The following is a 24,283-nucleotide window of genomic DNA, read 5'->3' on the forward strand; positions in this document are numbered from 1 at the left end:
TTAAGTCCTAAGACAAAAAATCTAAGGTAAGTAATAAACGTTTATCACCTTCACGATATGGTGGCGATCTATGCACTACAGCAGTCTCTTCATTACCTATCCAAGCAGACCCCTTAAGTAAGGCGACGTCTCCAGTAGTCATACTTTTTATATTTGCATCCGATATATACAGCCCAGACTCGCTATCATCTAAGCCTTTACTACCGTGACCTAACTTACTTCTATCAATATGATTGCCGCTTAACCACTGTGTACCTTGCCCGAAAAACGTAGTTACTAAACGGCAAGGTACGCGGTCTATATGAAATCGTGGGCACATGGGAGAGTCAAGTAAACGAATGCGGAAGCCCACTTGGTCTAAATCAAACAAAGTGCAAAACATATCTATAACTTCACTGGCGTTACTAATAAAAGCATTGCCTAAAGTAGTGTATTTTAATTCATCACGGAGATCGTCTTCAATATGCTGCATTCTGATAAAAGCCGAACGCTCCAAATGTGATGCTGTATTAATAAAGCGTGTGACATCCGCCTTAATCTCATTGGATAAATCACGTTGCCAAATGGCTAAATTAACCGACTCATCATAAATGCCAGTAAGAATACTTGGTTCATCAAAACAGCTGGAACGTCTAATGACACTATTAGTTGTTTGGTCTTTTAAAACAGCTTGCGACGGCATACTCCACTCCGATTTGATTTTAAAATGTTAACTGGTACTTCTAGCAGCAACTGGATGACACTGACTTAACTGTCTGCGGGCTTTAAAATTTATGATATGGCCGTAAGCCACCAAGATAGAACCTATTACTGAAGCAAATACCTCACCCTGCTCACCAAAGACATCGTGCCCAAAAATAGCCACAGTCACTAAAACTCCCATGCCCATTGATGTAATCAATACCACTAACCAGCTGCGATGATGGAAATACCCTAGAACCACGGCAAAAGCACTAATCGGCAGTACCGCATACAGTAACCAAGTATGAAAGCGCTCATCGCTAAAGAAGGTCAAGGTCGTTAAAGTAGGCAATAGAATTAAAATAAGCGGCAACACTAAACAGTGGATCATACAAAGTGTTGATAGAAATATAGCTGAACGATCAGCAAGGTTCATAAGCCTCTTAAACATAATAACCCTTTGCTAATAACGCCTTTAAAAAAGCTAAGTTAGACTGCAGTTTTTGTTTAGGCATATTTAAGCCAATACTCACCATTAATTAAATTCCATATTTGTAACACTGTTTGTAAGAGTCGCCGACCCTTGCCCAGACGCTATACTCCATTGCACCTCAAGTGTTTGTAGACTATGCATCTTGTCGAATATGGCGAAAGACAAGCCTTTTATTTGGTTTGTACATTGCAGTGTATAAGACACTTCAATATTCTGATGATGAACTTTGTGCTCTTCATCATGGCCATCGTGATCCTCATGGTGCCCGTCATGTTCGTCATGCTCGTCATGCTCGTCATGCTCGTCATGCTCGTCATGCTCGTCATGATGATGCTCTTTTTCCTCTTCATGATGGTCGCCATGTTTGTGTTCTGCGCTTTCTTGACCTTCAAATACATCTAAATTATGAGAATAATCGAGCTGTTTACATTTGCCATCTAGTTGCACAAGGTTCTCTATCTTTTCCAAGGTATGACCAAGATTTGCAAGACTATCTCTTTGTTTTTTATCTTCAGGAGCATGCTCAAAACCCAATGCATCTGCGGCCGACAGCACATATTGCATTTGCCAATGAGCACCATCTTGAATGACAAAAACAGTGCCAGCACCATGCACATGCTCTTGCGCTTTAGCTATTCCGCCAAAACAAAGACTTAAGCATATTAATTGTTTTGTAAATTTCATTTTTCTCTCCACCTAATTCAATACTATTCACCTACAGACATTACCAAACCTAAGTTCACGATAGCTAGAAAATGATTGAAAGCCGATTTGTTACAATATAACATAACCATTAGCATTGTTACAATATAACATAATAAAAAGGAATAGAATGTATAACTTATCTCGCATTGCAGCGCTCATGGGGCTGCTTTTACCCACAAGTGTTTTAGCTGCACAATCTTTAGAAGGGCTAGTTGAAAACAGTAGCGGTAAAGCTGTATCTGGCGCATTAGTTCGTGTTGAAGGTACTAACCTAAATGCAGTAACGGGAAAAGATGGCCGCTTTGTCATTGATGATTTAAGTATCGGAAATAACGAGTTCCACATATCGGTTTCAGGTTATGCACACTTGCATAAAGATATAGTTTTTTCTGAAGATGAATCAAAAACCTTAACACTTACTCTAACTCGCTCACCAATAGAAGTCATTGATGTAGTAGCTACACCTATTCATATGTCTGTCATGGAATCTGCTGCGCCCGTTAGTGTGCTTGCCGGTGAGGCATTACGTCGTCAACAGGCAGCCACATTAGGAGATAGCTTAGAAAAACTCCCTGGTGTGCAAAGTAACTTTCATGGCAATGTTGCCAGTACACCTATTATTCGAGGTTTAAGTGGACCTAGAGTATTAATCGCGCAAAATGGATTAGACGTAAGCGATGTATCTAGAGTGGGGCCAGATCACTCAGTTGCTGCTGAAGCATCAACTTCGCAACAAATCGAAGTATTAAGGGGCCCTGCCACCTTATTTTATGGAAGTGGCGCGATTGGCGGCGTAGTAAATGTAGCCGATGGCCGCGTACCTACAGATAGCACTACCCGTGGCGAATGGTTACTTGAAAACAGCTCAGTAAACGACCAAAAACTAGCTTCTTTTAATGCTACCACTGGGACAGAATCATTTGGGTTTTATGCCGATGGTTATTGGCGTAAATCAAACGACTATGAAGTCCCAGTAGACCCTGATTCAGATCACGATGAAGATGACGAAGATCATGAAGAACACGACTTTGTAGTAGAAAACAGTGCCGAAGAATCAAACGGTATAACACTCGGCGCTAGTTATCTTTTTGATAAAGGTTTTTTTGGGGTAGCTGTAGAGCAGTTTAATCGTGAATACGGCATTCCTGGTCACACCCATGGCGATGAAGAAGAGCACGATCATGATGAAGAGGAGGAAGAAGAAAGCGTCTTTGCAGACCTAGAGCAAACTCGAGTGCAATTACTTGGTGAGTTTAATGCCGATGGCGAGTGGATCAAAAAGATCAATTTTCGCGGGGGCTTTACTGACTACGAACATGCTGAAGTTGAAAATAGCGAAGTTGGAACTCTGTTTGAAAACCAAACCTCCGAAATAAAACTAGATTTCATTCATAGCACCTTTGCAGACTGGAATGGCGGTATAAGCTTCCATTTTAAAAACAGCGATGTCGCTGCCCAGGGCGAGGAAGCCTTTACGCCACCATCTAAAGCACAAACCTTTGCACTAGCCATAATGGAAGAAAAGCATATTGGTGAAGTTTTAGTGCAGTTTGGTGGTCGTATAGAGCAAGTAACTTTGGAAGCGGACAACGTATTACTTCCTACGCTAGAAACCCACCATGAAGACGAGGAAGAAGATGACCACGACCATGATCACGACGACGAAACCAGCATCACCCGAGTATTCGCAGTAGATCATGAGTTTACCCCAGTCAGCTTGTCAGTTGGGTTAGTCTGGGACTTTACCGAAGGGTACAACTTTGGCCTTTCTGTATCACGCTCACAACGTGCTCCATCAGCTGCTGAGCTTTTATCTTTTGGACCGCATATTGGTACCGGTAATTATGAGGTGGGCGCTTTGTTTGCCTTATATGAAACGGAACACGAAGCTTATATTGGTTTGTCTGATGAAGAAATTGATCTAGAAACAGCAAACAACATTGACCTAACCTTCCGAAAAACTGAAGGGGACATAGCTTTTGTATTTAATGCCTTCTATAACCAAGTAGATAACTACTACTATCAGACGTCTACTGGGCTATCAGCTGAAAGTGGTCATGACCATGATCACGGTGATGAAGAAACCGAAGAAGAAAGTAGCGAAGAACTACTGCCTGTTTATATTTTCGAAACCGATGATGTAATTTTACATGGTTTTGAAGTGCAAGTAGCGTGGCAAGTTACCAATGCATTTAAGGCGACCTTCTTCTCTGATTACGTGCGTGCCCGACTCAAAGATGGCGGTAACTTACCTCGTACCCCTCCCCTTCGATTAGGAACTCAGTTCAGCTATGAAAATGAAAGTATTAGTGCTCATTTAGATATTACTCGTTATGACACTCAAGACCGGATTACATCTGATGAAACCGTTACTGACGGTTACACCTTAGTTGATGCTAGCGTGTCCTATGACATTCCTGTTTTTAATCAAGATATCGCTCTTTACCTCAAAGGCAGCAACCTAACCAACACCGAAGCCCGAGTGCATAGCTCGTTTATTAAAGATGTTGCCCCACGTCCGGGACGAAACATAGCAGTGGGCGTTAGAGGCTACTTCTAACCCCCGATATAACTTTTAAATACTTAAGGAAGATATAATGAGCAAATTACCAAAATTAAACATACTGGCAATGGCCATCGCTAGTTTAATGCTATATGGCTGTGGTGACGCAACAACAAACATCATCGAAAAAGAGTCTATCGTTGAGGAAGAAGACGAGCATGATCATGACGAAGATGATGATGAATATACCATAGAGTCAATGGGGCGACTTGCCGTGTTGTCAGCTGAAAGCAACGAAGCCACTATCTTTGATTTAGACGACAATGAATTGTTGGATACGTTTACGTTAATTCACGATACAAACACACTTACCGCCTCTGCTGACTATCGATTTGCAGTGGTCACCAGTCGAAGTAATGACTATGTGGGCTTTATTGATGGAGGAATGTGGCGAGAAGATCATGTGGAGCATTTACATGACTATGAGCAGACTCCGGCTATGAGTGACTTTGAACTCGAAGGAAGTCGTCCAACACATGTCATTAAATATGACGGTCAAACTGCTGTATTTTTTGATGGTGACGCAGAAACAAGTTTAGCCGCATCAGTACAAGTTGTATCAGATACAGACATCAGCAGTAACACCACTGAAGTTGCCACCCTAGAATACGCTGTAAACATGCATGGTGTGGCAGAGCCAAATAGTGACCATTTACTATCAACCATTCATCGTGACGATGCAGAAACCACTTCAGCGACCACTATATTACCGGACCAAGTTGGTGTTTATCACCTTCATGATGGTGAATATGAGCAAGAACAAGTTTTAGAAGCTACCTGTCCTGACTTACATGGTGCCGCCCAAAATGAAGAATATACCGTTTTCGGTTGTAGTGATGGTGTATTAGTGGCTTATCAAGAGAGTGATGAAGAGTATCATGCAGAAAAAATACCTAACATTGATGCATTAAACGACGTGCGCATTGGCAGTATTTACTCCCATGAAGAAAATGACTCATTCATTGGCGTTGCCTCTGCTTACGGAGTAGAGGGAGTTATTTTAGTCAACATAACCCCCGAAAGTGGCATGGAAGTTTTAGAGTGGCAACCTGAAACTGATGCGGCTCCCATCTCTTATGGATTTGCTTATGAAGGCGAACATTTTCTTATTTTAGATGAGCTAGGGTTTCTCAATGTACTTAGTGGTCATGACCACGATGGCGAAATTGAGTGGGAATTAGAGACCAGTATAGATATCTCTGATGAAGATCTTTCTAACATGCCAGAGGGCATGTCATTTAGTTTTGCTGCGGCTCAAAATGGTCACTATGTATACGTATCTGATCCGATTGCACAGCATATATTGCAAATTGACCTTGAAAGCATGACTATTACTGATGATATAGAAGTAGACTTCTCACCCGCTTCTCTAACTTGGTTAGGAATTGCAGAAGAGGAGCATGACCACGACTAGATCTGGATGGGTTATGGACAAAATAAACCTTTGTTCATAACTCCCTCAGTATAGTTTTCAATTAGGTAATAAATAATGAACAAAGTAGTACAACTAATAACACTGTGTTTCTGTGCAAGCATATTCGTAGGATGCACGGCTAATCTAGTGGCAGAAGAGAGTAAAGAGAGCTGGGTAGAATATGAAAACAGCGCGAGCTTGACAGCACTGCCCCTTTCTAACTCGGTAAAATGGCACACTAAAAGTAAAGAATATCAACTTATTACCCAAGGTGTATATCAGCAAGCAGAACAACAATTACCAGTGGTTGCTTTACAAAATGAACCTTGGGTAGTGGTGATGGATGTTGATGAAACGGTATTAGATAACAGCCAATATCAGGTGATGGTAGACCAAACAGATGGCCATTATACCTCTGAGAGTTGGGCTAGCTGGATAGTAGCCAAAAAAGCGACTCTTGTACCTGGTGCTGCAGAGTTTATGAAAAAGGTTTATTCATTGGGTGGAAAAGTCGCGCTGGTCACAAACCGAGAAAAAAGTCTTGATGCATATACCTGGGAAAATATTTCGGCATTAATCCCTGCAACCTTCGAAAACACTTGTTTACTGGGACGCACTCAAGCAGACAAAGACGCCATAAATGAAACAAGCATAATTAATGACAAAGACCTCCGTCGCCAGCAAATTACTAACGGTGAGGTTGTTTGTTTCTCTGAGCAAGGCGAACAAACAAGTTGGCAATCTGGACATACTATTGTCATGCAAATTGGCGACAATATCGAAGACGTCAATGGCATCACCCAAGAGAACGCCAATATAGAGGCTTTAGAGACGCGACTTTATAAAGATATATTTATCTTACCCAATGCTATGTATGGGTCTTGGTAAATTCAACTAAGGAATAAAATACATGTTTACCCGTAGGCAGTTTAATCAAGGTTTAGTGGCAGCGGCCCTAAGCGGTTTAGCCACTCATTTGAATGCATCAGCTGTTTTTAAAGACTCTGCTATCCCTGCAGGTAAAAATCCATTGCTGCCAGATGCCAATGAAATATTAGATTTACCTGCAGGTTTTAGCTACCAAGTGATCTCTAAGCTAGACGACAAAATGAACGATGGCCTTAAGGTTCCTGACCGAGCTGATGGCATGGGTTGTATTCCCCTTGATGATAAACGCGTAGTTTTAGTGAGAAACCACGAAATACCTCTGTCTAAAACACCTCAAGCGTTACAAGACTCTATGCAACCTAGCCGTGTATTAAAAGCCTACGACACCTATAACTCAGGGCTGCCTCTAGCAGGGGGAACAAGTAGTATTGTTTACAACTTAGAAACCCGTCAGGTTGAGCACCAGTGCATGTCTATACTGGGCACAATTCGAAACTGCTCTGGCGGCGTCACCCCTTGGGGGAGCTGGCTAACCTGCGAAGAATCCGTTGCTACCGCCTCGGATAGAATAGCGAAAGACCATGGCTATGTATTTGAAGTACCAGCCAAAGCCAGAGAGTTGGTCGAGCCCGTACCTATCAAGGAAATGGGCCGTTTTAACCACGAAGCAGCCTGCGTTGATCCCAAAACTGGAATTGTGTACTTAACCGAAGACAGACAAGATAGTTTGTTTTATCGCTACGTTCCCAATAAACCCAACGACTTGCTAGCAGGCGGAAAGTTGCAAGCCTTAATGGTTTCGGGACAGCCCAAATTTGATACCCGAAACACCCAAGCCCCTTACATGGAAGAAAGCATAGATTATGCTTGTGAGTGGATTGATTTAGACAATGTGGATAGCCCAGAAGATGATTTACGTCACAGGGGCTATAACAAAGGTGCTGCATTGTTTGCCCGTGGTGAAGGCATACATTTTGGCGATAATGACATGTACTTTTGCTGTACCAGTGGTGGTAAAAAGGCATTAGGGCAGATTATGCGATATGTCCCTACTCCTTTGAGAGATGACCAAGAAAGCATTACTCAAACAGGCACATTAAGCCTATTTGTAGAAAGCCATAACAAAGCCACCTTTAATTTTGGTGACAACATAGCTGTAGCGCCAAATGGCCATTTAATGGTATGTGAAGATCAATACTCAGCCATAGTGGATAACCACCTTAGAGGGGTAACGCCAGAAGGCGAGGTTTATGATTTTGCAAAGGTACGTTGGCAAACTGAACCCGCTGGCGCATGCTATTCACCAGACGGTGAAACACTGTTTGTGAATTTGTATTCTCCTACTCTTACCTTGGCTATTACAGGACCTTGGCAAAACCTGTATGGATAAAATTGCACAAGTCCCCACCAATATTATTACTGGTGCACTTGGGGTAGGTAAAACCACACTTATCCAAGCATTGTTAAAGGCCAAACCCAGTGATGAACGCTGGGCTGTGCTTGTAAACGAATTTGGCGAAATTGGCGTAGACGGAGCATTATTATCCTCACCTGAAGACAAAGGTGTATTTATTCGGGAGGTACCAGGGGGCTGTATGTGCTGTACCTCTGGGTTGCCCATGCAAATTGCCTTAAACATGCTACTCGCGAGAGCCAAACCACATCGATTACTAATTGAGCCAACTGGACTTGGACATCCCAAGGAGGTGCTGCAAACGTTAACCGCAGAGCATTATCAAGGTGTGTTAGATGTTGGCACAACACTTACTCTTATCGACCCGAGAAAATTGGCAAGCCAGCGCTGGCGCGAACATCAAACTTTTCAAGAACAGTTACAAGTAGCAGATCATATCGTTGCGACTAAATCTGATTTGTATGAGCAAGACTTGCTCCCAGAGCTAAAAGCTTACTTAAACAAACTAGAGATTACTGACACGCCTATTAGTTTGGCAGAGCAAGGTGAAATTGATATAAACATATTGTTTGGGCAGTCTAAATATCAACAGACAGTAAACGAAAATAGCCATTCTCATTCACATTCTGCGATTGAACACAGCCACAATATTAAAGCTCCCGCTGTTGGATCCATAAAAGTTGCCAATAATGGTGAAGGCCATTATTCCTTTGGTTGGATATGCTCACCGACACTAATATTCAATTATAAGCTTGTGATGGATACATTATTCACTGTAGCTGTTGATCGTTTAAAAGCGGTAATCATTACCGAGCAAGGAGTACTTGCCTGCAACATCAGCGATGAGTGCGTATCTATAAATATAGTAGCTCATGAAGCAGCTGATTCGAGAATTGAGTTTATCACTGAAAATGAACAACTTGCTCTGCAAACGTCTGAAAAAATTGAAACAGTTTTTGGCTTAGCCTCTGAGTAGAAACGGATAAACTTTGATGAACACTTTGCAGTGAATTGACGGAGTTTATATTCTAAAGGTCTATAGTCCTTAAGTATTTGACTTAAAATAAAATTTTTTGAAATAAAAACTCCAACCTACATTTCTTAACATAAAGCCCCTTATTTTCCCCCCAAAATTACAACAGGAATGAAACATGATTAGTTTATATGAAATGACCATAACTAACTTTATACGCACCTTAGATGCAACAGTTGATGTGATGAAAACAGGCGAAGTATATTTTAAAGAGAACAAGATCAATACAGACGAAATCGTTACTATGCGATTTGCAGAAGATATGTTGCCCTTTAGTGCTCAAGTTAATATAGCAGCCCACAATGCAGCTGGGGCTATTCAGTCTTTATTTGATGGTGAATTTAAGCCACCTCAAGTATCTTTAGACGGGCTAAGCTACAGTGAGCTTATCGCTTACTTTGAAAAAACAGTGGAGACCTTAAAAGCGTTTGCTGAAAACGAAGTGAATGCTCTTTACGGCAAGCCATTACAGTTTAAAGTGGGCGGTCATGAGCTACCTTTCACTACAGAAAATTTCATGATGTCATTTGCCATCCCTAATGTGTATTTTCATACAACAACCATTTATGACATGTTAAGAATTAAAGGTGTGCCACTTGGTAAGAAAGATTATTTAGGCGAGATGGCAGTAAGCGCCCCAGTTTAAACAATAAACTATTTCAATTTTAGGCTTGTTAAATTTTCTATTCTTCCAAAGCAGCCAGTTTCAAAATTTGTCACTTACAATAGCTGGGTAGAAATTATAACCGCTGCATTTTTAAACGAATACGCGTTTGCAAAAGTAATTCTCAAAAATTTTAAAAAAGCTACTTTCTACCAATCAAAACGTGGTATTTTTTCATCAAATATCACTATTTTATTTGCAGTTAGTACTTTTTACAGGTCAGTGACAAAATAATCGTTTAAGAAGTACATAAATAATAAAGGTTAGTATGAAGTATCTTCTTTGGCTTGGATGCACTGCACTATATTTATCATCGAGTTTAGTATCAGCCACTAAAGCTAATTTTAGTGGCTTTGCGACCATTGGCGCTACGTATTCAGATAACCAAAATCTTGAGCTTACCACCGACTTCTTAAATAAAAGTTATAGTGGCTTTACTTTTTTAAACGAATCTAAAATTGGTTTTCAAACTAACCTAACGCTAGCAGATAAATGGGATGCAGTAGGCCAAGTTGTGTTTCAGGATCGAAACAGTAAAACTCTCAATGATTTCATTGAACTAGCTTTTATTCGCTACCGCCCTAACAGAAACTGGTCATTACGAGCAGGAAGGGTAAATAGTGACTTGTATCTTTTATCTGATTACCCCTATGTTGGGTACGCCTACCTTTGGAGCAGGCCACCCAATGAGTTCTATTCTATTGCTTCACCCGCCAACAACTTTGATGGGGTAGATCTCGAATATAAAAATCATATAGCTAATGGTTTCTTAAGGTTTCGATTAGGGTACGGACAAACCAGTCCTGAACTACATGGAGTGGGCAATCGGTTTGGCTTTACATCCAAAGACTTGATTCTAATTAGTGCTTCTTACCAGCTCAATAATTGGTTAATACGTTTAACCCATAGCCAATCAAACTTTGACGATTTAAGAGCCCCTGAACTTTCTGAAGCTCAACTTATTTTGGAGCAAGCTCCTGACGATATATGGCCAGCAAAGGTTGAGCTATTAGACAAGTTTGATATTTCTGGTAAATCTTCATCCTATGATGCGTTAGGTATTTCTTATGAAAGTCAGTCATGGTTATTCTATTCTGAGGGAGGGATATCAAAAAATGACTGGCTACCTTTTAGCTCTTCTACTTCCGGTTATGCCACTTTGGGGTACATCCAAGAGCAGACCACCTATTTTATCAGCCTATCTACCATTAAAAATTCAGATAGAATACCAACGTATTCATCCCCGGTATTTGATGCGAACACTCCTGCAGAGTTAGCTGCCTACCTCTACGCGGTTAGTGATGCCGTCACAACCATACTAGACTCCATAACAGCGAGACAAACAACAATAAGCGCTGGTGCAAAACTTGACTTACCATCAAGTATGAATATAAAACTACAACTGGACCATACCAATATTAGTCCTAAGGGATATGGCCTTTGGAACACAAAAGCACCTGAAATATTAACTACAAGAGACAAAGTAAATACACTTAGTCTCAGTTTTAATGTGTTGTTCTAATGAAATTAAAACAACTTTACATAATGCTTTTTTTCATATGTTCAACACAAGTTCATGGGCTCGTTATTGTCGTTAATGAAAATAATCAAATTAATAGTCTGACTAAGCGACAAGTAATAGATATCTATATGGGTAGATTCAACACATTCCCTGACGGTCAAAAAGCGACTCCAATTGATTTCCCTGCACAATCAGCGATAAAAAGTCAGTTTTATATGCAGCTAGTGCAGCAAAATGAAAGAAAGGTAAGTACATATTGGGCTCGTTTACTTTTTTCAGGAAATGCGACTCCTCCCACAACAATAGAGTCTGTCAAAGACATTATTAATACAGTACGTGCAAATGAGGACATGATTGCATATATCCCAGAGTCAGAGGTAACAGAAGGCGTAAAAGTGGTATTTAAAGTTGCTTCAAATTAGTCAAAAACTGTATGTAAAAGTTGCACTTACTATTGCTTTCATAGCAATAATTATTTCTTTACTTGCATCTGCACTTTCTTATTATTTGGGCTTAGAAGCTCGGAGTCAATCCAGTCATATATTAGCAGAGCAATTATCTAAGACAGTTGAAAAAACTGCCGTTGTTGCAGCCTACATAAACGATGCTGATCTTGCTCAGGAAATAGTAGATGGGCTAGTTATTAATGATTTAATAAAAGGTGTAAAGCTAAGTAATGACGTTGGTTTAGAGGCTATATCCGGAAATCTAAATGGTCAAAATAAGCAAATTTCAACCTTCTTGAATCACCCTTTCTTACATGAAGAAAAAGTAGGCACCTTAGACGTTTACTTAGATCAAAAATATATTGAGCTACAAACTAAAAGAGAAATTGTAAAAGAAACGCTTATTAAGCTATTTTTATCATTAATATTAGCTTTTTTTGTCTCTTTAGTTGTTCACCGAAAATTAACTAAGCCAATTCAAAAGTTAGTTGATAACTTCGAACACATAGACCCACACCGCCCAGAAACAATGCAAGTTTTACCTCACAAAAATAAAGATGAAATAGGTAAACTTATTCAGGGTATTAATGCGTTAATACAAGGATTGCACCATTCATTTAGTGTCGAAAAAAATTTACGGATCAAGACTCAAAATCTAGAAAACCAATTCAGGCTTATATTCGAGCAAGCCAGCGCTGGGATTTGCTTAGTTGATCAAAACAACAATATTTCGGCCTTTAACCCTGCGTTCTCCAGATATTTTACTCCTTTTAATAATGAGGCACTCAACCTCAAGCACTTTCCTAGTCTATTTGTAAATCCGAATAGCTTAGAACAGATTCTCAATTCGATGCGTAATGACCCTTTATTGGATCAAGTAGCTTTAGACCTTGATTACTCAGCTGGTAAGCAAAAGAAGTGGATGCATTGCTTATTTGCTAAAGTCACAGAGCAACGTATGGAACGTAAAAAAGATACTGGCTCTATTATCGAAGTTATTTTATATGATATTACCGAGCGCACAGAACGGGAACATCAAACCCGCTTCGAGGCCGATCATGATCCACTCACACATATACTTAACAGACGAGCGGGTGAAGAAAAACTGAATAGTATGTTAGATCTTAGCGTTGAAACTCAACAGCCATTGATGTTAATGATGATTGACCTAGACAAATTTAAGCCAATTAATGACACCTACGGCCACAAAGCTGGCGATAGAGTACTTCAAGAAACTACGAAAAGAATTACAAACAAATATAAGTCACAGAATGATGTATGCATCCGCTGGGGAGGTGATGAGTTTGTTGTCGCAAGTAACGCCTCGAATAGCCAACAAACCTTCGTAGAACAAGCCGAAGAGTTACTTCTGTCAATACAACAACCTATTGAAGTACATCCTAGCGTAACCTGCAGTATTGGCGCGAGTATTGGTTTAGTTATCGCTCCAATTCACGGACATGACTTACATCAACTATTGATGCGTGCAGATAGCACTATGTACCAAGCCAAAGAACAAGGACTTTGTCGTGTGGAATTGTATTCCGCTGTAAAAAACACAGAATAAAAATAAAGTTAAAGGCCATTTAAAACCTATCAAATGACCTAACAATCACATTTAAGTTTGAGCTGAACTAGATGTGGGAGCTTCTTCAGTAAGATCAACTTGCTCTTCAATATACTGGATAGCTTTATGTAAACTACCAAAAGCATTAATTAAGTTTTGACGGCCTTTGTTCATTATTTCCGGGTTGTTAGTGTCTGACATCATCCATACCCAAGTACGAATTAATGATTCAGGTGGAGCATTTTTCATATAGCAATTGTTCTTAAAAATTAGTGAATCCTCACTAATTATATCCTGTAGAATAGACCACATTGAAGCCCTTTTTTGTAACAATATCACACACAATATGTTGCAATATCAATTTGCTTAATTTTAATAGCCTAGGGGCACACACAAGGGAAAATACTATACCTATGATAAAAATTGCAGTGGGCTCTACTAACCCCATCAAAGTTAATGCGGTAAAAAAAGCGACCTCAGAGGTTTGGCCAAATCAAGATATTCAGTGCTTCTCAATGAAAGCACCATCCGCAGTATCTGAGCAACCTATGACAAGCGATGAAACCCTAAAAGGTGCTGTAAATAGAGTTAAATTCTGCCAGCAACAAACTAAAGCGGATTTCTATGTAGCAATTGAGGGTGGTGTAGACAACTTTGAATACGGTCCTGCCACATTTGCTTATGTGGTTATTGCCGATCACGAAAGAAGCTCAGTAGGTCGCAGCAGTAACTTGCCGCTGCCGCCTCTGGTATATCAGGCCCTCAAGAATGGTGAAGAACTAGGTCACGTAATGGACAACTTGTTTAAAACAGATAATGTGAAACAAAAAGAAGGGGCTATTGGTTTATTAACCAATAATCTAGCTACCAGAGAAAGCGTTTATACATTGGCTACAACACTTGCTTTAGCACCCTTTATCAATCCTGACTTATACAAAGGCCTTTAGGCCATCTCATTTAGCTTTTTGTCTAACATCTTGAGAATATCTCGACGAGTTAACACCCCAACCACTTTATTACCACCATCAACGACTGGGTATGTAGTGGCCCCACCAGCCAACATTTTTTGAGCTACATCAAGGGGCTCACTATTTAATGAAAGAGTGAGTACATCTGTTTGCATTACATCTGCCACAGTTGCTACTCGGGTATTGTGGTAAACAACTTGAAGGGTGCAATGCAAACATTCCTGGTCTGAAATCCAGCCAATAAGTAAGCCTTTACTATCAAGAACGGGGCCTCCTAGTAATGATTTCTTAATTAGAATAGCAGAAGCTTCTGCAACAGGCATATCTGGCTTAAGGATTGCGAAATCTTTAGTCATACATTCTGCGATACTAGCTAAAATCATTTGAATTTCCTTATTATTTAGGTTGCCGTCTACTTGAGTGTCCCTTTGTTTAACATTGAAGTCCAGTGTATTTATTTAACCTTTAAATTATGCCATTAAATTAGCGACTAAAGACTAGGCTAACAACAACACCTGAATCACCTTTAAGGTTATTTATATTGAGTACCCCTTCATGGTATTCAGCAATGATTTTTGCAATATACAAGCCTAATCCTAAATGGGGCTGGGTTGAGTTTTGTACCTTGCGAACAGAGACCATAGAGTCGAGTAATTGATCTTGCATGTTTTCTGGTAACAAACAGCCTAGGTTTTCAACACTTAAAACACTGCCTTGATCATGATTTTTTAAACTCACCGTAATCACTGAATTTTTCTCACTAAACTCCACTGCATTAGCAATGATTTTGTCTAACATTTGTGCAAACAATTCAGGGGAGCCAGTAACGGTCACATTTGTGTGAGAAATATTTAAATCAAACACTCTGCTGCCATATGCTAATTCGTACCCGGCGACACAACCTTGCAGTAAATCACCGAGCTCAAACTCCTCCCGATCATTACTTTGCATCGCCTGCTCAAGACGGGTCGCCTCACTCATATTAGACAAAATTTTGCTGAGCCGAGTAATACCTTGCTTAGCTCTATCAAGATATTGTTTGTTATCTTCGCTTTGCTCTTCTAATAATAAGTTGTCTAATGAGGAATTAACGATAGCCACTGGGGTCCGCAGCTCATGAGATAATCGAGAAGCCATATTCTCTAAATATGCATTGTATTGACTTAGTTTACTCAAGACACTGGTGAAGGTACGAGATAAGTCACCGATCTCATCTCTGGTGTGGGATGGTACTATGTCACCTATGATTTTACCTTGTTGATCTATGGCACTTTCAGTTTCGTTGCGTAATTTGCGAATACGCCAAGACAACCTTGATGCAATCGAAAACAAGGCAATAGTACTAATTAGAATCACCAGCAAAATATAATGGAATTGACGTTCTAAGGCTTTATTTCTTAAAGTACGAATACCATGGGTAGTTTGTTCAACAACAACCGCTCCCATTACAGTATCGTCGATATAAATAGGATGTGCAGCAGACATAATTACCGCTTTATTGTCAGGACTTAATCGCCATAAAGCACTTGGCTTACCCGTTAAGGCTTCAATAATATCTCGCCCTCGCAAAGAATAAGCATCTCGCAAATCATCAACAAAGTCTGCAGGGGGCTTAGTTAATATTTGATAGTACAAAGGCAGTAACCAGTTAGTCTCTACATATTTCCACCAACTTTGTGAAGCATCAGACTTAACATTACTGTTTACCCCCTGGGCTTTGCTTATATCACCCGAACGCGCTAATACCCGCATGTGTTTGTCTACCACCCACACCCTAGCGTTCGAATATTTTAAACCTTTTAATATCTTTTCGATTTCTGGAGAAGGCACCAAAACCGTACCTAAGGAGTCCACCTTTGAAGGATTTGCGGTTCCCATTATGTTCTCTACTTCCCGTGTAACTGGGTTGTCTACATCAACAATTGCAAAGGCAATATTGCTCGACATCATAGCTAATGGAAACCGCAACTCTAACTGATAGCCATTATCCGTGTTGCGCCACTGTCCTTGAATTTGTTTCTCTAACCTATCTGGTTGCAGTGACCCTAAATCATCTTTCAGTAAATAAGCATTAACCCAACCTTCTTCTGTGGGTGCCACAATATACCGTTGAAAGACCCCTATGGAGTCAGTCATTGCAATTTGTAAATGATCATTCTTGTCGATACGCAAGCTATTTTTTGGCCGCAACAATACTGTATTGTCTGTGACATTAAACATGGCGTAGAGATAACGGTCATACTGTCCAACCATATGCCGAAAGTGCAAACTACTAGCCTCATAATCGCTAACTTGGTCAATTAAGTTTTGTTGGGCGTATTCTATGGTCAATTGTTTATAATCTTGCCAATCATCTAGTCTGCCATCAAGCCGAATAGGGTAAGCAATCTTATAGGCATACAAATCTGTGCCAGGTGTAACATCTTTTAAGTAAGCCGACTGATTATCAAATAAAGCAGGTCTCTCATGCAGCGCAGTAGCAACGGCTCGAGCTGTACCCACCATAGTTTGCTCTTGTCCAATACGTAAATAGGTTTCCATTTCCCATACATATTGATACCCCAACCAAGGGATAGTCAGTAAAAAGGAGGAGAAAAATAGTAGTTTAGCTCTTAATCCAAACCTTACTCGGCTCATTGCCTAAAAGCCCTTAATAGACTGAAATTTAAAAGTTTTTATATTCATGACTAATTATTCTTCCACCTATAACCCATGCCATAAACGGTTTCAATGCAGTTAAACTCATCATCTAGTTGTACAAACTTTTTGCGAATACGCTTTATGTGCGAAGTAATAGTGGTGTCGTCTACCACCATTTTTGATTCGTCCATTAACTGTTGACGGCTTTTCACATGACCGGAATATTTTGCAATGGCGTGTAACATCCAAAACTCTGTAACTGTTAATTCAATACTTTGGCCTTTCCAGCTTACCGTCATACGTTTACTGTCTACCGTTAAATCCCCAGTTTGAATAATATCACTGGGGAGTTGAGGCATGGCTAACAGTTCAGTTCTTCGAAAAAGTGCAGCAATACGGGCCAACAAATGGGGTAGGCTAATATCTTTGGTGAGGTAATCATCAGCTCCCATACGCAAGCCGCAAATGGTGTCGTAATCATTATCTCTGGCGGTAAAAAAAATAATGGGTAAGGTTTTAGACAAACTTCGCAATTGTTGACAAACAGCAAAGCCGCCGTCAATTTCGTCTTCAAGACCAATATCGATAATCGCTAGGTCAGGTAAACGCTGTAAGAATGTTTGTTCTGCAGCCATACGATTACCATAAGCTTGTACCTCGTAGCCTTGTTTAGTTAAGGCCGCAATGTAGTTTTCTCTGAGGGCTAGGTCATCTTCTACTAAGGCAATACGTTTAGACATAGTTTCACTCTATAATAATATATTTGCACTATATCGTAAAAAGTTAACTAGGTGAGGCCTTATAACGAAGGCCAATGCAATTTCCATTTTTTCGCCACAATTGTCCTCTACATTGCCATTTTTTCTCCCTGAATCAGCCACACAAACTTTGTTTACTAGAGAGGAATCAAACAACACTCTTGGAGAAAACAATGAAATTTACAAAAATCACCACTGCCTTCACCTTTACTACTTGTTTATTGTCCGCTAGCACATTTGCACAAGCTGCTACTAAAGAAGAAAAAACCAACGAAATTATTGCTGTTAGCTCTGGGGCCATAATTGGAACAGTTTTAGCAGGCCCTGTAGGAGGCTTTGTTGCTGCTGTATTTGGCGGCATGATTGCCGAAGATGTGAACTCTGATAAACGCCTGTTTCTGGCTGAACAGTCATTGGCAGATAAAGACCAACAACTGCTCACCTTGCAGCAAAATTTTCAACAAGCCAAAGAGCGTGCCACGATACAAATAGCTGCAATGGATCAAGCATTGGAACAGAGTATTTCTGAAATAGAAAGCAACATTCAGTTCAAAACTGGCTCATATGCCCTTGAAGAGCACTACCAGTCTCAATTAGATTTAATTGCTAACACTCTAATAAAAAACCCCAAGTTAAGTATCAGTTTATCTGGCTTTGCTGACCAGCGAGGAGACAGCACCTTAAACCAAGCATTATCAGAACAACGTACTATCACAGTAAAAAACTACCTAGAAAATAAAGGCGTAAAAAATAAGCAAGTGATTACTAACTCATATGGTGAGTCATTATTAGTTAATACTGAAAGTAATTATGAGGGAGACTTTTTTGACCGCCGGGTAATGTTAAAGATATCCAATGAACACCCAGAAATGGCAACAGCTGCTACCCATTCAGATCATTAATTTAGGACCAAATTATGCTATCACTACCTAAACTTGCTCTTGTTAGTTTAGTGGTTATTGCCATAGGGGCGCTGCAGCAAGCAGTGCCCGCTTTTACAGGCGAACAATCCAAACTAAGCAACTCTCAACCTTCAAACTCACCACCACTAGCAAACTTAACAGTGCTTTCTAATCAGGCTGTCACATCTTATCAAGATACAGAAAACGGAACTTTATATTTAATAACAAACGAAGTTATTGAAGATGTTGAAGGAAACAAAGCCACATCCAAAACATCTATTAGTCCGCTGCTAAATACAAAAGTAGATATAAAAGTAAATGGTATAGTGGCCCGAACTAAGCTCACTCAATCCTTTAAAAATGCTAGTGAGAATTGGGTTAACGGTATGTATGTATTTCCTTTACCTGAAAATGCCGCAGTGGATCATTTAATGATGACTATCGGCGATAGGAAAATCGAAGGGCAAATAAAAGAAAAATCACAAGCTAAAAAGCTATTTGCCCAAGCCAAGTCAGAGGGCAAAAAAGTGAGTTTAGTGGCGCAACATCGCCCTAATGTATTTAGTAATCAAATCGCGAATATTGGACCAAATGAAACCATAGAAATCAGTATCGAGTATCAACAAATCTTAAATTTACAAGAACAAGAATATAGCCTGCGTTTCCCCATGACAGTGGCGCCTCGATACACCCCAGCTAATTCAAACGAAATCGTTGATACACCAATCCCCATGTCTAAAATCAGTCCAGACCAAAATATCCAGTTATCAGTTAATTTACAGGCGGGTTTTGAGCTAAACAATATAGAAAGTGAGTTCCACCCAATAACTCAAAGCCGCTTACCTGATGGCAGCTATAAAATAACCTTAAATAAAGACTCTCAAGTCAATCGAGACTTTGTATTGCATTGGCAACCAGAGTTGGGAGCAGATCCTAAAATTGCCCACCTAACTCAGCAGATTAATGGAGATGAGTATGGACTAATTATGATCAATGCCCCTAACAGTAAAGAATTTGTTTCGGCTTTGCCAAGGGAGGTTATCTTTGTATTAGATACATCGGGGTCAATGGAGGGTGAGTCAATCATACAGGCCAAACAAGCTCTATTATTAGCCATTGACCAACTTAACGAACAAGATAGCTTTAATCTCATCGAGTTTAATAGCAGAGCCCAAAATTTGTGGCGAGTTCCTAAAAAAGTAACAGCCACAACCAAAAAGCAAGCGGCTGATTTTGTAAACAGCTTAAAAGCCAACGGCGGAACCGAAATACACAGAGCTCTTAACTTGGCTTTCTCACTTAGCGCAAATCAAACAACTGAATCAAATATGAGCCAAGTCATATTTATAACAGATGGCAGTGTAGCGAATGAAGAGTCATTGATGCAGCTAATAAAAAGCAAGATTGGCTATTCTCGATTATTTACAGTGGGTATCGGCAGTGCTCCTAATACTTACTTTATGAGTGAAGCAGCCGAAATGGGAAGAGGCACCTTTACCTATATTGGCTCTACCAGCCAAGTACAACAAAAAATGGCTGGCCTACTTACTAAGTTGAAGCACCCCACCCTTACAGATATAGAGTTATTACTAAGCTCATCTATTAAAAATCCAAAACAGAAAATAGAAATCTACCCAAAGAAGATTAGTGACCTATATCTGGGGGAGCCATTAATTGTAAGTTATAAAGTATCTCAACCCCCAATAGAAACTGAAGACTCATTTGGTAAAATCACCTTAATTGGCCGTTACAGGGATCAAGATTGGCAACAACAATTACCTAAAACCGTTACCTCAAGGGAGGCTGGACTCAATGTGTTATGGGCAAGAAAGAAAATAAAACAGCTCTCTCAAGATAAAAGACGAGCACAAATGCAGCCAACAAATTCAGCAGATCTACAAAGCGAATATCAAAGTCAGATCACCAATACCGCTCTCGAGCATCATATAGTCAGTCAATATACCAGCTTGATTGCTATAGACGTAACGCCCACAAAGCCTATGGCGGAACATCAACACACACAAAAGCAGGCTGACTTATTAGCTAAAGCTAAACAAAATAGAACAGCAAAAATGGTGGGGAGCCTACCCCAAACTGCTACACCCGCAGAATTAAAAATGATTATGGGTTTATTTATAATAGGATTAGCAATATGTATGCACTTACTTACAAAAAGAAAAGTTTAGGCCGTAGACTTACCACCTTTATATATAAATATAAATGGATAACATTGGTTTTACTATTAGGGGCTTATCAATTTTCAAGTGGTATCTATATATTTGCTAAAGCAGAATTAGCACAACGATTAATTGCTAGGGCCTGGCACAAAAGTCTTGATTTCAATGAGCCTGTTAAACCATGGCCGTGGGCAGACACGTACCCCATTGCAGAGCTACGTATTAAAAATAAAAATTGGTTTATTTTAGCGGGAGCAAGTGGACGCAACCTCGCCTTTGCCCCGAGCCACATCAGCGCCACGCCAAAACCTGGAGAACAGGGCAACAGCGTGATCGTAGGACACAGAGATACCCAATTTAATCGCTTAAAAAATTTACAAACCGGTGACATTATTAGTGTCAACACTGGCGATAACACCCATAATTTTAAAATCACACAATTACGGATAGCCCATGAGTCGCAGCTAGAGTATATGGAAAACCATGAAAGCATTAATGGCATAAATCTAGATGAACCAAGCTTAACCTTAATTACATGCTATCCCTTTGATAGTGTGTTGCCCAACCCCACCCATAGGTATATTGTAAGGGCAGTGGCTATTTAGGTGCACAAAATAACAGACACCTTTTCCACATAAAAGTAAAAAATATGCTTCATAAATTATAAAATCCAACAAAATCAAACGGTTGAAAAACTGGAATGAAAAACGCTATAGGGTCTGTTAGCGTTAATTTTAACTCACAAGTATAAATAGGGATTACATCAATGAATATATCTAAAACTTCACTTGCTATGGCATTAGCTGCATTAAGCATTGGCATGAGTGCATGTACTGAAAGCCAAAAAGAATCAACAGAGGCGGTAAAAGAAGATGCCACTAGCATGATGGAAAAAGCCAAAGAAAAATCTGTCACTTTATATGAAAAAACCAAAGAAGAAACCTCAGAACTAGCTGACGACGCAGCAGATATGGCAGACGATGCAAAACAAAGTGCATCTGAAACCTATGATGAAGTAAAAGAAAAAGCGAGCGATGCTTACGATGCGACTGCTGAAAAAACCGCTGAGGTTATGGATGCAACTAAAGAAAAAGCATCTGAATTGAAAGCTGACGCTGCTGAAAAACTAAAAGAAGCCTGCATTGCAGCAAATGAAAAAATGGATAAAGACACTTCAGATTGTTAATCATGTTTTCTTAATGACGACATAGAAGCGTCTGTTATTAGCAACAAAAAGAGAGTTTTCTTTTTGTTGCTAATATTTCTATTTAAGTATTTCAAAATACAAGCTAACGTTAAACTACACAAACCTACCTTTTCAAACCTAAACATTAAAGGTGACCTAGATGTCATATGTAGATGGATTTGTAGCCGCAGTACCCACCGAAAACAAAGATCAATATATCAATCACGCCCAAATTGCAGCCATTGTATTTAAAGAGCATGGCGCTCTTAACATAGTTGAAAATTGGGAAGATGATGTACCTGAAGGTAAAATCACGTCTTTTCCCTTGGCAGTCAAAAAGCAAGCCGATGAAGCGGTGGTATTTTCTTGGATAGTATGGCCATCAAAAGAAGTACGTGACACAGCTTGGCAAAAAGTAATGGAAGACCCAAGAATGGACCCAAATGAAAACCCTATGCCTTTTGACGGCAAAAGGCTTATTTACGGGGGCTTCAATACAGTTCTTGACGTATAAGGGTTTTCGTAGAATTAACAATATTAGGGCAGAGGTTGTAATTAAACAGCTCTGCCATTGCTGTATCAATGCCTAAAATCAGATAGTAATGCAGGGATACCAGGTAGCATACCCACCATAGCCATGACTGAGGTTAATATAATGAACATAATAAGTGGTATAACCCAACGGCTCATATGACTTAGCTCTGCACTTCTATCTTTACAACCAATAAGCCCTAAATTGTCTAACAACATAGTTAACGACCAACCAAAAGCAGGGTTTACCAATGTTGACGCAAACACCACAATAGCAGCTGATTGAGTGGTTTTACCTTCTCGAGTCATTTCCATTCCCGCTTCAAGAAGTGGAATAAACACCCCTACAATTAGCGCCACACATAACACGGGTTGCCACACAGCCAAATCCATTGGGTAACCCCATATGCCTGCAATTACACAAAATAGCGCAGTCAAAATAGCGCCCGCCGGTATGGGTCGTTTAGCTATTGCTGCCGGAACTATGTAAGTGCCCCAAGAAGAGGTGAAATTAGCGCCGCCAAAAATAGATCCAAATATTTGTCTAATTGATGCACTAAGCATAGTGTCGTCTATGTTCATTTGTACTTTCTCAGTACGTTTGGGATAGCTTATTTTTTGAAATACCTGATGCCCTAAAAAATCTGGTGACCACATAGCTACGGCTAAGATTGCAAAGGGAAGAACCACTATAAAGCTCTCTAAGGTAGGTAAACCAAGCATCCAGCCGCTATTTTCACCCCACCAATACATAGGGTTCATATTGGGTAAACCTGGTGCAGTCTTGAAGGAAAAAGGAGCGCCTAACGAAAACGCAATGCCACCACCAATTAAGCAACTTAATGGCACAGCTAACCATCTCTTTTTAAAATGCTCTAAAAATGCATATAGCAATATAGTGGCAAGGATAACAATAAACGCGATATGGGTTTTATCTATACCGTCAGCCCAAACAAAGAGTTTTTTGACTTGAGAAATTGTCCCAATAAATCCTAAGTAAAGCAGCAAGCCTCCACACACACCTTTACTGGTAAGCCGAGCAAGTAAACTGCCGCCTTTACTAAAAGCCAAAATAAGTCCAAAAGCACCAATCAATAAACCAAACGCCATAGGGTGACCACCCGCGGCAACAACTATTGGAATTAAAGGTATTAATGGCCCGTGAGTACCTGCTAAATTAGCAGTGGGCAAAATGAAGCCTGAAAATAAAATGATGAAAACGGAAACAATCAGCAACTCATAACGTACGTTTTCTAAAACGAAACCATCACCTAAACCTAAAGCGCTAGCAAATGTTGAGGCAATTGCGGCAACCATAACCACTTTACCAATAGTGGCAGCCATGGCGGGAATGGTGTCTTCAAATTCAAACCGATAATCCTTAAAAGGTACATTTGGCCGCCAACGTTTGGGCTGCATGATTTGTAATTCATGCTCTAGGTATTCATCTCTATTATTAAATTCAGAGCTAATTTTATGAAGCTCTTCATAGCTGCCAGATACTGCCTTAGCATTTAATGCATCAGTGCCAGCTTCATTTTGATTTGTGTTATTCATTAAGAACCCTTAATAACCTACTTAGCAGAAGCTATGTGACTGTAAGGGGCGCAGGGTAGGTAATTATCGATAAACAGCATATAAGCAATAGGTCGTATACGGTAGAATAGGTGAGTGAGATGGAGATTAAGACTTGAGTAACGAATCAAGCTAACTATTGGACGAACTAGGGTT

The 24,283-nt window shown here is 40.0% G+C and carries 23 protein-coding genes; 15 read left to right on the forward strand and 8 right to left on the reverse strand.

Going from position 1 to position 24,283, the window contains the following annotated elements; translation table 11 throughout:
• Nucleotides 1-7 precede the first annotated feature (7 nt).
• The 3 genes from EOK74_RS00185 to EOK74_RS00195 all read right to left on the reverse strand — a co-directional run bounded on the left by EOK74_RS00185 (nucleotide 8) and on the right by EOK74_RS00195 (nucleotide 1,858).
• Entirely contained in the window at nucleotides 8-682 is a 675-nt protein-coding gene (locus EOK74_RS00185) for a DUF1826 domain-containing protein (protein WP_133467810.1), read from the reverse strand.
• Nucleotides 683-709: 27 nt separating this feature from the next.
• Nucleotides 710-1,117, reverse strand: coding sequence for a MerC domain-containing protein (locus tag EOK74_RS00190; protein ID WP_239023950.1), 408 nt, complete (start codon nucleotides 1,115-1,117; stop codon nucleotides 710-712).
• A gap of 99 nt (nucleotides 1,118-1,216) precedes the next feature.
• On the reverse strand, nucleotides 1,217-1,858 hold the full coding sequence (locus tag EOK74_RS00195) for a ZrgA family zinc uptake protein (protein ID WP_133467812.1): 642 nt from the start codon (nucleotides 1,856-1,858) through the stop codon (nucleotides 1,217-1,219).
• Between the two features lie 148 nt (nucleotides 1,859-2,006).
• On the opposite strand from EOK74_RS00195, the gene EOK74_RS00200 reads away from it, so the two are divergent.
• The 9 genes from EOK74_RS00200 to EOK74_RS00240 all read left to right on the forward strand — a co-directional run bounded on the left by EOK74_RS00200 (nucleotide 2,007) and on the right by EOK74_RS00240 (nucleotide 13,390).
• The gene (locus EOK74_RS00200; protein ID WP_133467813.1) at nucleotides 2,007-4,439 is read left to right on the forward strand and encodes a TonB-dependent receptor; all 2,433 of its coding nucleotides are present in this window, start codon (nucleotides 2,007-2,009) and stop codon (nucleotides 4,437-4,439) included.
• Between the two features lie 37 nt (nucleotides 4,440-4,476).
• Nucleotides 4,477-5,856: a 5-methyltetrahydrofolate--homocysteine methyltransferase gene (locus tag EOK74_RS00205; RefSeq protein ID WP_133467814.1), complete on the forward strand. Its 1,380-nt coding sequence runs from the start codon at nucleotides 4,477-4,479 to the stop codon at nucleotides 5,854-5,856.
• Nucleotides 5,857-5,931: 75 nt separating this feature from the next.
• Nucleotides 5,932-6,744 (forward strand): HAD family acid phosphatase, encoded by an 813-nt coding sequence (locus tag EOK74_RS00210; protein ID WP_133467815.1) that lies wholly within the window; start codon nucleotides 5,932-5,934, stop codon nucleotides 6,742-6,744.
• Between the two features lie 22 nt (nucleotides 6,745-6,766).
• Entirely contained in the window at nucleotides 6,767-8,134 is a 1,368-nt protein-coding gene (locus EOK74_RS00215) for an alkaline phosphatase PhoX (RefSeq protein ID WP_133467816.1), read from the forward strand.
• Nucleotides 8,127-9,134, forward strand: coding sequence for a CobW family GTP-binding protein (locus tag EOK74_RS00220; protein ID WP_133467817.1), 1,008 nt, complete (start codon nucleotides 8,127-8,129; stop codon nucleotides 9,132-9,134). Before EOK74_RS00215 ends, EOK74_RS00220 begins: the two co-directional genes overlap by 8 nt.
• A 175-nt stretch (nucleotides 9,135-9,309) precedes the next feature.
• On the forward strand, nucleotides 9,310-9,837 hold the full coding sequence (locus EOK74_RS00225; RefSeq protein ID WP_133467818.1) for a DUF1993 domain-containing protein: 528 nt from the start codon (nucleotides 9,310-9,312) through the stop codon (nucleotides 9,835-9,837).
• A 286-nt stretch (nucleotides 9,838-10,123) separates the two neighbouring features.
• Nucleotides 10,124-11,377 carry a hypothetical protein gene (locus EOK74_RS00230; protein WP_133467819.1) on the forward strand — a complete coding sequence of 418 codons (1,254 nt, stop codon included), beginning with the start codon at nucleotides 10,124-10,126 and terminating at the stop codon, nucleotides 11,375-11,377.
• 128 nt (nucleotides 11,378-11,505) lie between these two features.
• Nucleotides 11,506-11,799, forward strand: a complete 294-nt coding sequence (locus EOK74_RS00235) for a hypothetical protein (protein ID WP_239023951.1) — start codon at nucleotides 11,506-11,508, stop codon at nucleotides 11,797-11,799.
• Nucleotides 11,786-13,390, forward strand: coding sequence for a diguanylate cyclase domain-containing protein (locus EOK74_RS00240; protein WP_133467821.1), 1,605 nt, complete (start codon nucleotides 11,786-11,788; stop codon nucleotides 13,388-13,390). Before EOK74_RS00235 ends, EOK74_RS00240 begins: the two co-directional genes overlap by 14 nt.
• A gap of 51 nt (nucleotides 13,391-13,441) precedes the next feature.
• Here EOK74_RS00240 and EOK74_RS00245 read toward each other — a convergent pair whose 3' ends face one another.
• Nucleotides 13,442-13,639, reverse strand: coding sequence for a hypothetical protein (locus EOK74_RS00245; RefSeq protein WP_133467822.1), 198 nt, complete (start codon nucleotides 13,637-13,639; stop codon nucleotides 13,442-13,444).
• A 164-nt stretch (nucleotides 13,640-13,803) separates the two neighbouring features.
• Between EOK74_RS00245 and yjjX the strand changes: the two genes are divergently transcribed.
• Entirely contained in the window at nucleotides 13,804-14,337 is a 534-nt protein-coding gene (yjjX, locus tag EOK74_RS00250; protein ID WP_133467823.1) for an inosine/xanthosine triphosphatase, read from the forward strand.
• On the opposite strand, the gene EOK74_RS00255 is transcribed toward yjjX, so the two are convergent.
• The 3 genes from EOK74_RS00255 to pdsR all read right to left on the reverse strand — a co-directional run bounded on the left by EOK74_RS00255 (nucleotide 14,334) and on the right by pdsR (nucleotide 17,738).
• The gene (locus EOK74_RS00255) at nucleotides 14,334-14,741 is read right to left on the reverse strand and encodes a CBS domain-containing protein (RefSeq protein WP_133467824.1); all 408 of its coding nucleotides are present in this window, start codon (nucleotides 14,739-14,741) and stop codon (nucleotides 14,334-14,336) included. The two genes, yjjX and EOK74_RS00255, sit on opposite strands and share 4 nt — an antisense overlap.
• Before the next feature lie 100 nt (nucleotides 14,742-14,841).
• Nucleotides 14,842-16,995 carry a proteobacterial dedicated sortase system histidine kinase gene (pdsS, locus tag EOK74_RS00260; protein ID WP_133467825.1) on the reverse strand — a complete coding sequence of 718 codons (2,154 nt, stop codon included), beginning with the start codon at nucleotides 16,993-16,995 and terminating at the stop codon, nucleotides 14,842-14,844.
• Nucleotides 16,996-17,045: 50 nt separating this feature from the next.
• On the reverse strand, nucleotides 17,046-17,738 hold the full coding sequence (gene pdsR, locus EOK74_RS00265) for a proteobacterial dedicated sortase system response regulator (protein ID WP_133467826.1): 693 nt from the start codon (nucleotides 17,736-17,738) through the stop codon (nucleotides 17,046-17,048).
• 191 nt (nucleotides 17,739-17,929) lie between these two features.
• Here pdsR and pdsO point away from each other — a divergent pair, with 191 nt between their 5' ends.
• From pdsO to EOK74_RS00290, 5 genes are all read left to right on the forward strand, one after another.
• Entirely contained in the window at nucleotides 17,930-18,658 is a 729-nt protein-coding gene (gene pdsO, locus EOK74_RS00270) for a sortase-associated OmpA-like protein PdsO (protein ID WP_133467827.1), read from the forward strand.
• Between the two features lie 14 nt (nucleotides 18,659-18,672).
• Entirely contained in the window at nucleotides 18,673-20,844 is a 2,172-nt protein-coding gene (locus EOK74_RS00275) for a marine proteobacterial sortase target protein (RefSeq protein ID WP_133467828.1), read from the forward strand.
• Complete coding sequence (locus EOK74_RS00280; RefSeq protein WP_239023952.1) at nucleotides 20,811-21,440, forward strand: class GN sortase; 630 nt, start codon at nucleotides 20,811-20,813, stop codon at nucleotides 21,438-21,440. The genes EOK74_RS00275 and EOK74_RS00280 overlap by 34 nt, the downstream gene beginning before the upstream one ends.
• A gap of 161 nt (nucleotides 21,441-21,601) precedes the next feature.
• Nucleotides 21,602-22,021 carry a hypothetical protein gene (locus EOK74_RS00285; RefSeq protein ID WP_133467829.1) on the forward strand — a complete coding sequence of 140 codons (420 nt, stop codon included), beginning with the start codon at nucleotides 21,602-21,604 and terminating at the stop codon, nucleotides 22,019-22,021.
• Between the two features lie 160 nt (nucleotides 22,022-22,181).
• Complete coding sequence (locus tag EOK74_RS00290) at nucleotides 22,182-22,535, forward strand: DUF1428 domain-containing protein (RefSeq protein ID WP_133467830.1); 354 nt, start codon at nucleotides 22,182-22,184, stop codon at nucleotides 22,533-22,535.
• A gap of 65 nt (nucleotides 22,536-22,600) precedes the next feature.
• Here the strand turns inward: EOK74_RS00290 and EOK74_RS00295 are convergent, their stop codons facing one another.
• Nucleotides 22,601-24,109 (reverse strand): DUF3360 family protein, encoded by a 1,509-nt coding sequence (locus tag EOK74_RS00295; RefSeq protein WP_133467831.1) that lies wholly within the window; start codon nucleotides 24,107-24,109, stop codon nucleotides 22,601-22,603.
• Nucleotides 24,110-24,283 lie beyond the last annotated feature (174 nt).

Origin of the sequence: Paraglaciecola marina, from assembly GCF_004360155.1 — a bacterium.
In the GTDB taxonomy this organism is placed as follows: Bacteria; Pseudomonadota; Gammaproteobacteria; order Enterobacterales; family Alteromonadaceae; genus Paraglaciecola; species Paraglaciecola marina.